The following is a 15,439-nucleotide window of genomic DNA, read 5'->3' on the forward strand; positions in this document are numbered from 1 at the left end:
CATGGCGAGCAACGGCACTTCACTTCGTGATCTCCCCGCAGTACGGCGCGCACCCCAATGCTTCGCGATCGGCCTCATGGTGATGGCGGCGATCAGCTTTCCCGCACGAACGGGCCTTGCGGATTCGGCCGGCGTGGTCGGCGCCAATAACTTCGCAGCCAAGGATGGCAAGACGCTCTATGCCACCATCTGCCAGGGCTGCCATATGCCGAACGGCAAGGGCGCGGTCGGCGCAGGCGCTTATCCCGCGCTTGCCAGCAACAAGAATCTCGAGAGCGCGGGCTATCCGATCTATCTCGTTCTCTACGGGCAGAAAGCCATGCCGGGCTTCGGCGGCTTCCTGGATGACGACCAGGTCGCGGCGGTCGTGAACTATGTCCGCAGCAATTTCGGCAACAGCTACACCGACAAGGTCTCCGGCGATGACGTGAAGTCGAACCGCCAGCCGAACGCCATCTACTCCACACTGGACTGAAGCAACCTGCCGACCAGGATTCGGCAATCCATGTAAAAGGAACGAGACATGAGACTCACCACCGCGGCCGCCGCCGTGATACTGCTCGCCACGCAGGCGTCCGTCGTCAGAGCCGACGATATCGTCCGCCACAAGATTCCGAATTCAAGCTTTCCGATCTCGCTGGCGGTCGAGGTTCCGGCAGGTAAGACGACCGTGTACCTTAGCGGCGTAGTGCCGAGCGTTGCCGACGAGAAGGCTGACAAGAATTCCGTCGCAGCCTATGGCGACACCACGGCTCAAACCGTATCGGTGTTCAAGTCGATCAACACCACGCTCGAAAGCCTCCATCTCAAGATGAGCGACGTCATCAAGATGCAAGTCTTCCTGGTCGGCGATCCCGCCAAGGGCGGCAAGATGGACTTTGCCGGCTTCATGGCGGGCTATACCCAGTTCTTCGGCACCGCGGCGCAGCCGAACCTGCCGTCGCGATCGGTGGTCCAGGTTGCCGGCCTGGCCAATTCGGGCTTCCTGGTCGAGATCGAGGTGGTGGCGATTCGCCCATAAGGCCGCACGCCAACCCAAGATGCGATCATGATGCGTTTCGATGGAAACGCATCATGATCTATGGTGCAAGATAGCGCAGCAATTCGGGATCGCTGCGCACCTTGGCCGCCTCGCCTTGCAACGCGACGCGGCCGCGGTCGAGCACATAGGCGTAGTCGGCGACGCGCAGCGCGAGATCGAGATGCTGCTCGACGATCACGACCGAGATGCTTTTCGCGAGCTCGATCAGCCGCTCGGTGATCTCCTCGATCACGCCGATCCAGACGCCTTCGGTCGGCTCATCCAGCAGCAGCAGCTTCGGATTGCCGAGCATGGCCCGGCCGATCGCCAGCATCTTGCGCTCGCCGCCGGACAGCGTACCGGCCGGCTGGTCGAGCCGCTGGCCGAGCTTGGGAAGATCTCGAGCACCCGATCGACCGCGCTGGCATCGGCATTGAACAGCGAGCCGACCGCGAGGTTGTCGCGCACCGACAGTCGCGCGAACACCGAATGCTCCTGCGGCACATAGCCGATGCCGGAACGCACGCGCTCCTCGGTGCGGCGGCGGGTGATGTCGCGGCCGTCGAACAACAACTCGCCTTGCGAGCTCGCGAGTTCGCCGACGATGGTCTTCATCAGCGTGGTCTTGCCAGCGCCGTTGCGGCCGAGCACGGCGACACCGCCGCGCCAGGGGATGCCGATGTTGACATCGAACAGCACCTGGCTGCGGCCATAACCGGCATCGAGATGCCTGATATCGAGGAAGGATTGGTCAGGCACGGCGAAGATAAATCTCCTGGACGTTCTTGTTGGCCTGGATCTCCGCGACCGTACCGGACGCCAGCACCTTGCCCTGGTCGAGCACGGTGAGGCGATCGCAGATGTCGCGGATGAAATCGAGGTCGTGTTCGACGATAACGAGCGAACAATGCTGCTTGATCGGCTGCAACAGCTCGCCGGTGACGCGGCGCTCCTCGAGGCTCATGCCGCCGGTCGGCTCGTCGAGCAGCAACAGCCGCGGCTTGCCGGCGAGCGCCATCGCGATCTCGAGCCATTGCTGCTGGCCATGAGACAGCGCTGCCGCGGCATCATGCGCGCGATCGGCGAGCCGGAACTGGGTCAGCATCGTCATCACCTGGTCGTGCAGCTTCCTGCGGGTGCGCGACAGCACCAGATCGAACAACGAGGACTGCGCCTGCAAGGCCAGCAGGATGTTGTCGTACAGCGTCAGCGTGGGGAGCACCGAGGTGATCTGGAACTTCAGGCTCATCCCGGCGCGGGCGCGCTCGGTCGGCGTGAACGCGGTGATGTCGGTGTTGATGAAGCTGACCTTGCCCGTGGTCGGCACCTCGGCCCCGGCGACGCATTTCATCAGCGTGCTCTTGCCCGAGCCGTTCGGGCCGATCAGGCCGTGAAACTCGTTCTCGCCGACGGTGAGCGCCGCGCCGTCGAGCGCGGTGAGCTTGCCGAACACCTTGCTGATCCCTTGCGCCTCAAGGAGCGGCATTGCCGGCCTCCTTTGACGCCTTGTTGGGTGCCTTGCCGAAACTGCCAACCCGCTCGCGCTCGCCGAGCACGAAGGAGATCAGCCCGAGCGGGCGGAACATGATGACGAGCAGCAGCAGCACGCCGAGGATGATCGGCCAGACGTCGCGGTAATTGTCCGACAGCCAGAACGAGACGCCCTCGATGATCACGGTGCCGATGACAGCGCCGATCAAGGTGCCGGAGCCGCCGAACAGCACATAGAGCACGACCTGGGTCGAGAACACGACGCCCAGCATGTTGGGCCAGACGAAGCCTTCGTGGAAGGCATAGAGGCTGCCGGCAAGGCCGGCGATGGTGCCGCCGACCGCGAAGATGATCGCCTTCAGATGCTGCGTCTTGTAGCCGAAGAAAGCGATGCGCGGCTCGTTCTCGCGCAGGCCGGCCAGCGCGAGGCCGAATTGCGAGCGGACCAGGAAGCGGCAGAGCAGATAGGCGACCACGAGGATGCCGAGCACCATGTAGTAATAGACCGCGCCTTCCTCGAATTCGTAGCTGCCGAGGGTGAGCGGCGGGATCGACGGGATGCCGTTCTGGCCGCCGAGATAGTACCAGCCGCGCGCCAGCCGATCCGCGGCATAGGAGCCGGTCAGCGTTCCGAGCGAGACGAAGATCACGCTCGAGGGATAGCGCCCGAGCAGCAGGAAGCCGCCGAGCAGCAGCGATGCGGTGAGCCCGATCAGCGTGCCGGCGGGCAGGATCAGGAGGATCGAGGTGACGTTGAGGTCGCGTGCCAGAAGTGCCACGCCGTAACCGGCGGCGCCGAAGAACAGCGCCTGGCCGAAGCTCATGATGCCGGCATAGCCCCACACCAGGTCGAACGACAGCGCGAACAGCGCGAGGATCACCACGCGGGTTGCGAACACCGTCAGGTAGTCCTGCAACACCCATGGCAGCACCAGTGCGATCAGCAGCACCAGTCCTTCCACGATCGGCAGGACCTTCCATCCTGCCGATGCCCGTCCCGCCGGCGCGCTTGCGGCCGGTGCACTTTCATCCGTCACGACATCTGGTTCCTCACCGACGCGTGCGACGGCCTCGCTTGCTCCACCCATTGATCGCTCAGCATTCCTTGGGATCGACGAGACCGTCGCTGCGCGCCACGATCTCATAGTTCCCGCCTTTGGCAACAGCGGTGTACATCTTCATCTTGCAGTGACGCTTGCCCGGCACCATTTCGGCGGGGCCGCCGGTCCCTCGGCGATCTTGGCATGATCGAGCGCGGCCGCGACCGAATCGCGATCAACCTTGCCGGCCTCCTTGACCGCGGCCTCCCACAGCTTGAGGCCGCGATAGGTTCCAGTGGCGGCGCTGCCGGCGGCGAACAGGAAGTTGCCGGGGAAATCCTTCTCGTAGGCGGCCTGGATCTTGGCGTCGAACGGGTTTTCCTTGGTCAGCACCTTGAAGTAATCGAGGCAGCTCGCCAGGCCCTCGATCTCGTTGGCCTGATTGATGTTGAGCGTGTTCTCGTCATAGTAGACGCAGGCGAGCCGCCCGCCGTTCTTGAGGAAGCCCGCTTCATAGAGCTGCTTGAAGAACGGCCCGACGCCCGGCGGGATCACGGTGTTGAAGACGACGTCGACCTTGTTGGAGATGACGCGGTTCACCGTCGCCGAGAAATCGACCTGGTCGAGCGGGTAATACTCCTCGAACACGACCTCGCCGCCGTTCGCTTCGATCACCTTGCGGGCGTAGACGTTGAGCGTGTGCGGCCAGACGTAGTTGGCGCTCGGCAGCGCGAACTTCTTGCCGCCGTTCTTGATCAGCCATGGAATGAAGGTGTCGCATTGCTGCGCCGGGGTCGGGCCGGTGCAGAACAGATAGGGCGTGCACTCCTTGCCCTCGTAGAGCTGCGGATAGATGTACAGCGTCTTGCCGCGCGCCACGATCGGGTCCTTGATCGCGTTGCGCATCGACGAGGTGATGCCACCCAGCACCATGTCGACCTTGTCGCGCTGGATCAGCTTGCGGACATTGCCGACCGCGACCGATTCGTTCGAGGCGGTGTCCTCGATGTAGAGCTCGAGCGGCCGACCGAGCAGCCCGCCGCCGGCATTGATCTCCTTGATCACCATCTTGGCGACGTTGGCATCGGCATTGCCGGCATAGGCGATCGGCCCGGTCAGGTCGGTCGCGATGCCGACCTTGATCGGCCCCTCGGCGGCATTGGCCCAATCTGGCCGGACCACCCAACTGCCGACCCCGGTCGCGAGTGCGCCGGTCGCGAAGGCGAAATTGCCCATGAAACGGCGGCGCGTGAGGTTCATGCGTTCAATCGACATTGACTAGACCCCTTTCCCAGCAATGAGGCCTTGCGGCCGGAATTTGATGAAGGCGATGGCGAGCACGAAGACGAGCACGTCGGCGACGACGGGCGACATGACCCATGGCAGCGCGGCACTGAGCGTGCCGATCACGCCGGCTCCGGCGACCGGGCCGATGAAGGAACCGACCCCGCCGACCATCACGGCGACGAAGCCCTGGATCAGGAAGCGGATGCCGAGATCGGCGAACAGACTGAACACCGGCACGATCAGCGCGCCGGCGAGACCTGCGAGCGCGGCCCGAACGCAAACGTCGCGCCATAAATCAACGGCGTCGAGATACCCGAAGCGCGCGCCAGCGCCGGGTTCTCCAGCGTGGCGCGGACGCGCAGCCCGAACGAGGTGCGCGCCAGCAGCAGATAGCAGCCGCCCATCACCAGCAGCGTGATCACGATGATGGTGAAGCGCCAGGCCGAGATGTGCACGGAGCCGAGGTCGATCGAGCCACCGATCGGCTCCGGCACCGTGAGATAGAAGCCACCGATCAGGCCGCGCACGCTTTCGCGGATGATCAGGCCGAGTGCATAGGTGCCGAGCATCGCCACGATCGGCGCGGCGTAGAACCGCCGGATGATCAGCGCCTCCAGCACGAAGCCGATCGCGCCGACCACGAAAGGCGCCGCGACCATGCCGGCCCAGACCGGCGCGCCATGGGCGTAGGCCAGATAGGTGACATAGGCGCCGAGCAGGACGAACTCGCCCTGCGCGAAGTTGAAGATGCCCATCATGCTGGCGATGATGCCGAGCCCGAGCACGACCAGCACGATGATCGCGCCGAAGCTTATGATCTCGAACGCCGCGGCGAAGGTGCTAGCCATGGCGCTCGATCCATCCAGCCTGCGTCTGCAACAAGCGGCGCCTCACATCTTCTTCCAGTCGCCGGCCTGCTCGAAGGCGTGCGCAGCGCGGTAAATGGTGGATTCCTCGAACATCCGACCGACCAGCATCAGGCCGACCGGCAGCCCGTCGACCATGCCGCAGGGCAGCGACATCGCCGGGTGATGGGTGATGTCGAATGGCGCGGTGTTGGAGATCATCTCCAGCGCGCGAGCGACGTAGTCCTCGCGGCTGGCATTGGCCTCGGGCAGCTTCGTCGCCTTCATCGGCGTGGTCGGCAGCAGCAGCAGGTCGTAGTCCTTGAACGCCTTGTCATAGGCCGCCGTCAGCCGGCGCGAGATGTTGAGCGCCTTGCCATAGAAGCGCGGACCGAAATTGTTGTTGATGTAGGTGCCGAGCAGCATGAACAGCTTGGTGGTCTCGGACAGCGAGTCCGCCTGCCGGCGCCAGCCGCGATGGAAGTCCATCAGCGTGGTGGAATAGAGATCCGCCCGGCTGAGGCCGTAGCCGTCGCCGAACATCATGGTCTGGGTCATGCCCTCGGTGCCGATCGGGGTCCAGATCGCCGGACCCGTCATGTGCATCGGAACCGAGACCGTCTCGACGCTGGCGCCGAGATCCTTGAAGCGCTTGGCCGCCTCGCGCACGCTTTCATTGACGGCCGCTTCCGCGGTCGGCTGCTCGAAACCCTCCTTGAGGATACCGATCTTCATGCCCTTGACGCCCTTGCCGAGCGCCTTGGTGTAGTCCTCGACCTTCGGCGCCTTGATGCGCGGATCGTAGCCGTCGTCGCCGGCGATCACCTCGAGCAGCAGCGCGTTGTCTTCCACCGTCGCGGTCATCGGACCGGTGTGATCGACATAGATCTCGATCGGCATGATGCCGGTATAGGGCACGAGGCCCCAGGTCGGCTTCATGCCATAGGTGCCGCAGAACGAGGACGGCATCCGGATCGAGCCGCCCTGGTCGCCGCCGATCGCCATATCGACCTCGCCGAGCGCGACCACCACGCCCGAGCCCGACGACGAGCCGCCGGCCGAATAGCCCATCTTGTGCGGATTGTGCACCGCGCCGACCGCGCCAGTGTGGCTGCCACCGGACATGCAGAAGGATTCGCAGTGCACCTTGCCGGCGATCTCGGCGCCGGCGTCCAGCATGCGGGTGACGATGGTGGCGTCGAAATCGGGGACGTAGCCTTCCAGCGTCGCCGAGCCGTTCATCATCGGCACGCCGGCCAGCATGATGTTGTCCTTCAGGGCTACCGTCTTGCCCTTGAGCTTGCCGGAGGCCGCACCCTTCACGGTCGACTTGCGGTACCAGGCATTGTGCTTGTTCTCTTCCGGCGCGGGCCGATGGCCCGGCGTGCGCGGATATTTCACCTCGGGCAGTTCGTCCGGCATCGCGGCGACCAGATTGTAGGCATCGATCGAGCCCTGCATCAGGCCGCGGAACGAGGCCACATCCTCATCGGTGAGCGACAGGCCGCACTGCTCGGCGACGGCGCGAAGTTGGGTTGGCGTGGGAAGGACGACGGTCACGGCGCTCTCCTGAAGTTTTTGATCTTGGATTTGATCCCTCGGGGCAGCGGGCTGCGCGTTGACCCGCGCGAACCGCTCACCCCTTCGCTGTATTGAAAACGGAAATATTTTCCTTTTCAAGTATTATTTCGCAAACAGGCTCGCGACACCGTCGCACCCGGCTCAGATCGCCTTGATCACCCTGAAGTCGAGGCCCTCGGCTTCCGCGAGATACATCGGCATCCGGGCGTGGCCGCTGCGCACCGTGACCGGACCGCGCGGGCCGCGATAGACGAGGTTGTCGGCGGCCGCGAGCAACGGCCGCATGTCGAGCGTGCCGGCGCGGTTGGCGGCGGCCTCGAGCAGGCAGAAGCCTTCATAGGCGGACTCGCCGCACGAGCCGACCGGCGGCGCGTACGGACCGAACATCGCGCGATAGCGGTCCCTGAAACCGTCGCCGGCATGCGAGCCGACACTGGGGAAGTAGCCCGACGCGCAGAACAGGTTCTCGGTCTTGTCGGCGCCGATGCCGAGCAGCGACGTTTCATCGACGCAGCCGGCAAAGCGCAGCGTGGTGGACGCAAGCCCGGCATCGGCGAAAGCGCGATTGAAGGTCACGCTGTCTGTGCCGATCAACGAGATCAGCACGACGTCGGGCTTCGCGGCACGGATCCGCTCCAGCTGCGCCTCGTGATCGTCCTCGCCGACCGGCACGAACTCCTCGCCGACCACGAGGCCGCCGGTCTCCTTGATGTAGCGCTTCACCGCGCGGTGCGATTGCCACGGCCAGACGTAGTCGCTGCCGATCAGGTACCAGCGCGTGGCGCGCCTGGTCTCGGCGAGCCAGTGGATCGACGGCCGGATCTGCCAGCGCGGCGTCTCGCCGATCGCGACCACGCCGGGCGTCCGCTCGCCGCCCTCGTAGACCGCCGTGTAGATGTAGGGGATCCGGCCACGGGTGACCTTGCGCAGCGCGACGCGCACCGCGCTGGTGTGCATGCCCATGACGAGATCGGCTTCATCGAATGCAATCGCCTGCTCGGCGCGGTCGAGCACCTCTTCGAGCGGTCCGCCGGCGTCGTAGACCGAGAGCTCGATCTCGCGGCCAAGGATGCCGCCGCGCCGGTTGATCTCCGCAACGGCGAGCTGCGCGGCCGAGGTCGTGGCAGGGCCCCACATCCCGGGCGAGCCGGTGCAGCAGACGAAGCCGGCGACCCGCAGCCGGTTGCGCGCGCCGCGCGGACCGAACCTGCTGCGATCCATCGGCGCAAGCACGCGATCCGACCCCGCCGACGCCAGGTTCTTGAACAGCAGGGATGGCGGGAACGGGAGATTGTCATTCCCGTTGAATCGCCCGGCCCTGACGTTGAGCGTCGAATGCACACCTGCTCCTGTCTGGCACCGCGCCCTGAAGCGAGCCCGGCGTTGCCCTCGCGGGCAGCGGTGCCACGCTAGATCGTCTTGATCACATTGAAGTCGAGACCGTCGGCCTCGGCGAGATAGATCGGCATTTCGGCGCGGCCGTCGCGAATGGTGACGTCGCCGCGCCCGCCGCTGTAGATGACGTTGCGTCCCGCGGCGAACAGCGGCCCGACCGCCAGCGAGCCGGCCCGGTTGGCCGCTGCCTCGACGAACCGCATCCCCTCGTAATTGGATTGTCCGACCGAGCCGATGGGCGGCGCGTGCGCGCCGAACATCGCGCGGTAGCTGATCCGGAAATCGTCATTGGCGCGCGAGTCGATACAGCCGAAATAGCCGGACGCGCAGAACAGGTTCTCCGTCGCGTCGGGTCCGATGCCGAGCAACACGGTCTCGTCCATTGCGCCGGCATAGCGCAACGTGGTGGCAGCGAGCCCGGCCTCGGCGAAGGCGCGGTTGAAGGTGATGCTGTCGGTGCCGATCAAGGTGATCAGCACGACGTCGGGCTTTGCGGCGCGGATCCGCGCCAGATGCGGTTCGTGATCGTCCTCGCCGAGCGGGACGAATTCCTCGCCGACCACCTGGCCGCCTGACTCTGCGATGTAGTGCTTCACCGCGCGGTGCGATTGCCAGGGCCAGACATAGTCGCTGCCGATCAGATACCAGCGCTTTGCCTTCTTGACCTCGGCGAGCCAGTGGATCGCCGGCCGGCTTTCGGCGCGGGGCGTCTCGCCGATCGCCATCACGCCCGGCGTCCGCTCGCCGCCCTCGTAGACCGGCGTGTAGACATAGGGGATGCGGCCGCTCGTGACCTTGCGCAGCGCGAGGCGCACCGCGGAGATATGCGACCCCATGATCATGTCGATCTCGTCGAACGCGATCGCCCGCTCGGCGCGGCGCACGACATCCACGATCGGCCCGCCGGCATCGTACATCGACAATTCGACCTCGCGGCCGCGGATGCCGCCGCGCTTGTTGATCTCGGCGACCGCGAGCATGACGCTGTTGGCCGAGATCGGCCCCCAGATTCCGGGAGCGCCGGAAAAGGTGATGAAATTGCCGACCCGAAGCTTGCTGTCGGTGCCGCCGCGGCGCGAGGAGCCCGGCTTGGCGATCAAAGCGAGATCGGCCGCGCAGGACGACGGGGTTCGAAACAGGTTCGGCGGCGCGACGGGCATGCCGCCATACGCCTGGGAAGAGTCCGTCGAAAGCACGCCAACTCCTGTCTGGGAAGCAGAACGCAACGCAGCCAGCGGGCGGTCACGGCAGCCGCCCTTTGGTTGGGGGAATATCCTATGTGAAAATATTGAATATTCAACAATTGAAGTGCATATAGAAACGGCATGCGTTGCCGGACATTCATTCACCGGGTCAGGAACCAGGTCTCACGCCGTGGCTAAACCGCCGAAAGAAAACTCCCCGATCACCGAACACCTCACCTACCTGCTCGCGCAAGCCAACCGGGAGATCAACCGGCAGTTGGAGACGCGGCTCGCCAAGGAAGGTGTGCCGGTCGAGCAGTGGCGCATCCTGAAAGTGCTGTCCGACGGCAACGGCCACTCGATGGGCGAGCTCGCGGATGCCGTGCTGCTCAACCATCCGACGCTGACCAAGATGATCGACCGCATGGTGTCGGATGCCCTGGTCTACCGCGTGCAGGACCCCAAGGATCGCCGCAAGGTGCTGATGTTCGTCTCGGATCGCGGCAAGGCGCTGTGCCGCCGGCTGAACTCGCTGGCGGTGAGCCAGGAAGAGCACATCGTCGAGAGCTATGGCGACAAATCGACCAGCGAGCTGAAGCGCCTGCTGGAAAGCCTGATCGGCACCGCCAACTGAGGCCCGCGCCGGCCTGGCGCCGTCACGATCGAAAATCATCGAAAAAGACCGGCAGGGAAATGTCGGGATATCGCGCACCGGTGCGTCCTTTGGGCGCGCCAGTGGCGCAGCCTTCGCGCCTGGGCGCATGAGGTCCATCCTGTTCGACAAACTAGCGAGGACACCCCATCATGCCTTCGATCACGCCGTTCCTCTGGCTCGACAACAACGTCCGCGACGCCGTGGCTTTCTACCAATCGGTGTTCCCGAACGCCGAGATCGAGACCGTCAGCGACTTCATGGCGAGTTTCGAGCTCGAAGGGCAGCGGTTCTATGCGCTCAATGGCGGGCCGCAGCACAAGTTCAACGAGGCGGTGTCGTTCTTCATCAGCGTCGAGACCCAGGAGCAGGTGGATTACTTCTGGAGCAAGCTGACCGATGGCGGCCAGGAATCGCGCTGCGGCTGGCTCAAGGACAAATTCGGCCTGTCCTGGCAGGTGGTCCCGACTGCGCTCGGCCGCTACCTCGGCGACCCCGACCGCAAGGCCGCCGACCGCGTGATGCAGGCGATGCTGAAGATGCAGAAGATCGTGATCGCCGATCTCGACAGGGCGTACGCGGGCTGAGCAACGCCGGTCACGCGCCCCAGGCCAATCAACCCGTCCGCGCCCGCCCCAGGCGCGGATCGGAATTCGCGCGCACTCAATTGTAGGCGCCGAGCTTCCAGTTGATGCCAAACCGTACGATGTCCGCCCGGTACTCGGCGCGGGTCGTGCTTTGGCTGACCGCGAGCGTAACCGGATAGGTCAGAGAATTGCTGCCGAGATCGACGTGCAGATATTCAGCCTTCAGTGAGAGCTGATTGGACCAGGCATATTCGATGCCTCCGCCGGCGGTCCAACCCGTGTTGGTGCTCGAGGTCGATCCCGCACCGCACGACGTGACAGCGCAATTCACGCCGGGATTATCACTGCCCGACAAACCGGTGCCGCCGAACGCCACACCGCCGGTCGCGAACAGCAACAGCCGCTCAACCGGCACGACGCCAAGACGGCCTCGCACCGTGCCGAGCCAGTCAATCTTCTGTTCGACGGTCTGCACGATGCCGAACGCGCTGACGCCGGTGGCGCGTCCGCGCATGTCGGCATAGGAAATATCGGCTTCGACGCCGACCACAAATTTTCCGGATTGAAAGTTGTACCCGACCTCGCCGCCGCCGACGAACCCGTCGCCATGCGGCGATTGGGGCGGAGGCGTGTCGCCGGCATCAAAGCCGGAAAATGTGCTTCTGTAGTCACTGAGACCGTATCCGGCCTGGGCGCCGATATAAAAGCCCGTCCAGCTATAGACGGGCAACATGACCGGCGGCGGAGCCTTCACCGCCATGTCAGCCGCGAGGGCCGGCGATCCCGCCAGCACGGCGATGGCACCAAGGCCAATGAGCGCTGTCTTGAGCATGCGTCCCCCTCAAGTACACCCTCACCGACGATACAGCGGCCAAGCCTCCAGCGCTGTTGCGGCAATACAACAATGAAAGGAAAGATGACCCGAATACCTCCAGAGCCGGAGGCCGATCGTGTCTGGCACAACCCGCCCGGCGCGCGCAGGCTGCGGAACCGTCAGCCCTGTGCACGATCCGGAACGGCAATCATGTCCGGCGGCAGGCCGGCCTGATGTCGTTCGTACATCGCGATGTAGGCCGCCTCGATCTGCCGGGTCAGAAGCCTGGTGTCGAACAGCGGGCTCGTGAGGCGGTTGTCCGCGAGCTTGCTTTTGATGGCCTGGAGCGCCGCCTTAGGGTGTTGTGCGAGTTCGATCGCACGATGTTCGTATTCGCGCGCATCCCGCGCAATGAGCTCCGGCAGCCCGACGGCATTCAACAGACTCGCAGCCACTCTGCCCGCGAAGGTCTCGCCGATCCGCGTCAGCACCGGCAGACCTGCCCACAAGGCATCGCTCGCCGTCGTATGCGCATTGTAGGGCAGCGTATCGAGAAACAGATCCGCCAGACGATGCCTCGCCAGATGATCGGGAAGCGGCATTCGTTTGGCGAACACGACGCGCTCGGCGGCGACGCCTCGCCGCTCCGCCGCCGCTTTCAGGTTCGCTGCCGCAGTCGCGCTGCTCTCGAACAGCCAAATGACGCTGCCTTCCACCGCGCCCAGAATCCGCATCCAGAGATCGAAGACCTCCGGCGTGATCTTGTAGTTGTTGTTGAAGCAACAGAACACGAAACCGGATTCGGGCAGCCCGCATTCCTCCCGCGTGAACGCCTTCTCCGAGATGCCTCGCTTTGAATCATTCACCTGATAGCAATTCGGCAAATAGGCGATTTTCTCCGAGAACTCGCTCTGCCTGGAGCTCGGGATGACCGTCCGATCGGCAATGACGTAGTCGATGTAATCGGCTCCCATCGTGCCGGGGAATCCCAGATAGTTGACCTGGATCGGGGCTGCCCGGTGCGCGAAGATGCTGGTGCGGCCGTTTCTGGTAAAGCCCTTCAGGTCCACCAGGATGTCGATCTCCGCGGCTCGTATCTTCGCGGCGACTTCGGCATCGCTAAGTCGTCCGGCGTCGAGGAAGGTGTCGAAGGCGGCCTCGAGGCGGCGGCGCATCGGTGAATCGTCGCGCTGGCCGATCGAGATGGCGGTGACATCGAACACCGATTTGTCGTGATCTTCGAACATGCCGGCCATCAGATAGGCCGTTGCATGTTCCTGGAAGTCGGCGGATACGTAACCGACGCGAACCTTGTCGTGCCGATAGATTTCGCCATTCCAGAGCGGCGGCTTGACTGCCGGATGCCGCCTGTCGATCCACAGCCGCGCACAATTGTGTTGGTCCGTGCCACGCGACGCCAGCGAGAGAAACGTGAATGGATCGGTACTCGGTTTGTTGTTGGCGACCGATTCGATCAGGTGGCTGCAATCGGCCTCGAAGCCATCCCAATCGCAAATATTCTGCCTCGCGCGCAGACGGAGGCCTTCGAGCGCGACATGATCGGGCTTGAGCGCCAGCGCGCTGTCGTAGGCCGCAAGCGCCTCGCCATGACGTTCCATTGCCATGAACACATCACCACGGCCGATCCAAGCCTCGGCCAGGCCAGGCTTTGCCGCGAGCGCCTTGTCGTAGGCCGCAACCGCCTCGTCATAGCGCTCCAGTTCCGCGAACACGTTGCCGCGACCGAGCCATGCTTCGGCGAGATCCGGCTTGAGCGCCAGCGCCCTGCCGTGAGCCATGAGGGCTTCGTCGAGCAGCTTCAGCTTGGAGAATGCATTGCCGCGGCCAAGCCATGCCATGGCCAGTCGGGGCCCGAGCACCAGCGCCTTGTCGTAGGCGGCAAGGGCTTCGTCACAACGCCCCTGCTCGGCAAGTGCATTGCCCCGACCCAGCCACGCCTCGGCAAGGTCAGGCCTGAGCGCCAGCGCCTTGTCGCAGGCAGCAAGGGCGTCGTCAGGCCGTTCCAGCCTGGAGAACACGTTGCCCCGGCCAAGCAAAGCCTCGGCGAGGTCGGGCTTGCGTGCCAATGCCTTGTCGTAAGCATCAAGAGCTTCGTTGCAACGCCCCTGTTCGAACAACGCGTTGCCCCGACCGAGCCATGCCTCGGCCAGGTCAGGTCTCAATGCCAGCGCCTTGTCGATGGCCGCGAGCGCTTCGTCGAAGCGTCCGCTCTTGACGAATGAATGGCTCCGACCAAGCCACACCTCCGCCAGATCGGGCTTGAGCGCCAACGCCCTGTTGAAGGCGGCATCGGCCTCGCCATGGCGCTCGAGTTGCACAAGAATATTGCCAAGACTGAGCCATGCCTCGACCAGAGCGGGCTTGAGCGCGAGCGCCTTGTCGTAGGCGGCGCGGGCCTCTTCATGACGATTCAACCTGACCAACAGATTGCCGCGACCGAGCCACGCCTCGGCCAGATCAGGTTTGAGCGACAGCGCCCTGTCGTAAGCCGCGGGCGCCGATTCATAGCGCTGAACGGCCATCAGCAAATTGCCGCGACCGAGCCACGCTTCGGCGAGGTCGGGCTTGAGCGACAGCACCTTGTCGTAAGCCGCAAGCGCATCGTCGAAACGCCCCAGATTGAATAATACGCCTGCGCGACCAAACCATGCTTCGATCAGGTCCGCCCTCAAGCCCAGCGTCCTGTCGTAGGCGGCAAGCGCGTCTTGATGACGGCCCAGGCTCGCGAACAGATGGCCGAGCCACGCCGCGGCCATTCGAGGCTCGATCGTCAGCGCCTTGTCGTGGGCGGCCAGGGCGTCGGCATAACGCTCCAGCTTGACCAGCGAATGGCAACGCCCAAGCCACGCTTCGGCGAGATCAGGCCTGATGGCCAGCGCCTTGTCGTAAGCCGCCAGCGACTCCTGGTGACGCCCCAGATTGGCGAGCAGATGACCGAGCCATGGCCCGGCCAGACCGGGCTTGAGCGCCAGCGCCTTGTCATAGGCTGCAAGCGCCTGGTCATGGCGCCCGAGTCCCGCCAACGCATTGCCGCGACCGAGCCAGGCTTCAGCCAGACCGGGCTCGAGCGCCACGGCCTTGGCGAACAACGCCTCCGCCTCCAGCGGCTTCCCGCCATTCATCGCCCTTGTGGCATCTTGGAATGCTCTCGCGGCGGCGCTCATGCACCCTGGCCAATCATCGCTGGCTTGATCCTGGATCGTTCCCGATGCCGGCTGGAGTGCGTCCTCCCCGCCGGTCAATCTATGATAGCGTCCGGCAATACCATCACGCAATCCCAGGGTGCAACGCCCGAATCGCGGCTATCGGGACGGCTTCGCAGAGCTTCGTCAACGATCGCTTCGAGGGGCTGATACCGAGCGCTTTGCGGATGACCCGCTCGGCTTCGAGCCGGCGCCCATGCAGGGGCCGCCGGTGACGGGGCGATCACGCCGCCGACCGTCCCGATCGTCGGCAAGAGCAAGCCGACCTTCGACACATTGTACAATGGTGATCGCGCGAAACGCCGTTCGCGACGGATT

General features: G+C 64.5%; 11 protein-coding genes and 3 pseudogenes. 4 read left to right on the plus strand and 10 right to left on the minus strand.

Translation table 11 applies throughout. The features are described from left to right. The first annotated feature begins 1 nt into the window (after position 1). Positions 2 to 475, plus strand: a complete 474-nt coding sequence (locus CWS35_RS04210) for a cytochrome c (RefSeq protein WP_080890908.1) — start codon at positions 2 to 4, stop codon at positions 473 to 475. A gap of 48 nt (positions 476 to 523) precedes the next feature. Further along, positions 524 to 1,021, plus strand: coding sequence for a RidA family protein (locus CWS35_RS04215; RefSeq protein ID WP_100950938.1), 498 nt, complete (start codon positions 524 to 526; stop codon positions 1,019 to 1,021). 58 nt (positions 1,022 to 1,079) lie between these two features. On the opposite strand, the pseudogene CWS35_RS04220 reads toward CWS35_RS04215, so the two are convergent. From CWS35_RS04220 to CWS35_RS04255, 8 genes and pseudogenes are all read right to left on the minus strand, one after another. Next, positions 1,080 to 1,780, minus strand: a pseudogene (locus CWS35_RS04220) (ABC transporter ATP-binding protein). Further along, positions 1,773 to 2,507, minus strand: a complete 735-nt coding sequence (locus CWS35_RS04225) for an ABC transporter ATP-binding protein (RefSeq protein WP_024581980.1) — start codon at positions 2,505 to 2,507, stop codon at positions 1,773 to 1,775. Before CWS35_RS04225 ends, CWS35_RS04220 begins: the two are co-directional and overlap by 8 nt. Then, the gene (locus CWS35_RS04230) at positions 2,494 to 3,600 is read right to left on the minus strand and encodes a branched-chain amino acid ABC transporter permease (protein ID WP_371682835.1); all 1,107 of its coding nucleotides are present in this window, start codon (positions 3,598 to 3,600) and stop codon (positions 2,494 to 2,496) included. The genes CWS35_RS04225 and CWS35_RS04230 overlap by 14 nt, the downstream gene beginning before the upstream one ends. 7 nt (positions 3,601 to 3,607) lie before the next feature. Beyond that, positions 3,608 to 4,827, minus strand: a pseudogene (locus CWS35_RS04235) (substrate-binding protein). Between the two features lie 3 nt (positions 4,828 to 4,830). After that, positions 4,831 to 5,687 (minus strand): annotated as a pseudogene (locus CWS35_RS04240) (branched-chain amino acid ABC transporter permease). A gap of 42 nt (positions 5,688 to 5,729) precedes the next feature. Then, positions 5,730 to 7,244 carry an amidase gene (locus CWS35_RS04245; RefSeq protein WP_100950942.1) on the minus strand — a complete coding sequence of 505 codons (1,515 nt, stop codon included), beginning with the start codon at positions 7,242 to 7,244 and terminating at the stop codon, positions 5,730 to 5,732. Between the two features lie 162 nt (positions 7,245 to 7,406). Further along, positions 7,407 to 8,606, minus strand: a complete 1,200-nt coding sequence (locus tag CWS35_RS04250; RefSeq protein ID WP_371682836.1) for a substrate-binding domain-containing protein — start codon at positions 8,604 to 8,606, stop codon at positions 7,407 to 7,409. Between the two features lie 68 nt (positions 8,607 to 8,674). Next, positions 8,675 to 9,856: a substrate-binding domain-containing protein gene (locus CWS35_RS04255; protein WP_168226264.1), complete on the minus strand. Its 1,182-nt coding sequence runs from the start codon at positions 9,854 to 9,856 to the stop codon at positions 8,675 to 8,677. A 178-nt stretch (positions 9,857 to 10,034) separates the two neighbouring features. On the opposite strand from CWS35_RS04255, the gene CWS35_RS04260 reads away from it, so the two are divergent. Both CWS35_RS04260 and CWS35_RS04265 read left to right on the plus strand, forming a co-directional pair. Continuing rightward, positions 10,035 to 10,478 carry a MarR family winged helix-turn-helix transcriptional regulator gene (locus tag CWS35_RS04260; RefSeq protein ID WP_024581973.1) on the plus strand — a complete coding sequence of 148 codons (444 nt, stop codon included), beginning with the start codon at positions 10,035 to 10,037 and terminating at the stop codon, positions 10,476 to 10,478. Positions 10,479 to 10,648: 170 nt separating this feature from the next. Continuing rightward, entirely contained in the window at positions 10,649 to 11,083 is a 435-nt protein-coding gene (locus tag CWS35_RS04265; protein ID WP_100950946.1) for a VOC family protein, read from the plus strand. 76 nt (positions 11,084 to 11,159) lie between these two features. On the opposite strand, the gene CWS35_RS04270 is transcribed toward CWS35_RS04265, so the two are convergent. After that, positions 11,160 to 11,915, minus strand: a complete 756-nt coding sequence (locus CWS35_RS04270; protein ID WP_024581971.1) for an outer membrane protein — start codon at positions 11,913 to 11,915, stop codon at positions 11,160 to 11,162. Between the two features lie 161 nt (positions 11,916 to 12,076). Continuing rightward, positions 12,077 to 15,040, minus strand: coding sequence for a tetratricopeptide repeat protein (locus tag CWS35_RS04275; RefSeq protein ID WP_168226265.1), 2,964 nt, complete (start codon positions 15,038 to 15,040; stop codon positions 12,077 to 12,079). Positions 15,041 to 15,439: the final 399 nt, after the last annotated feature.

Source organism: Bradyrhizobium sp. SK17 (genome assembly GCF_002831585.1).
Lineage (GTDB): Bacteria > Pseudomonadota > Alphaproteobacteria > Rhizobiales > Xanthobacteraceae > Bradyrhizobium.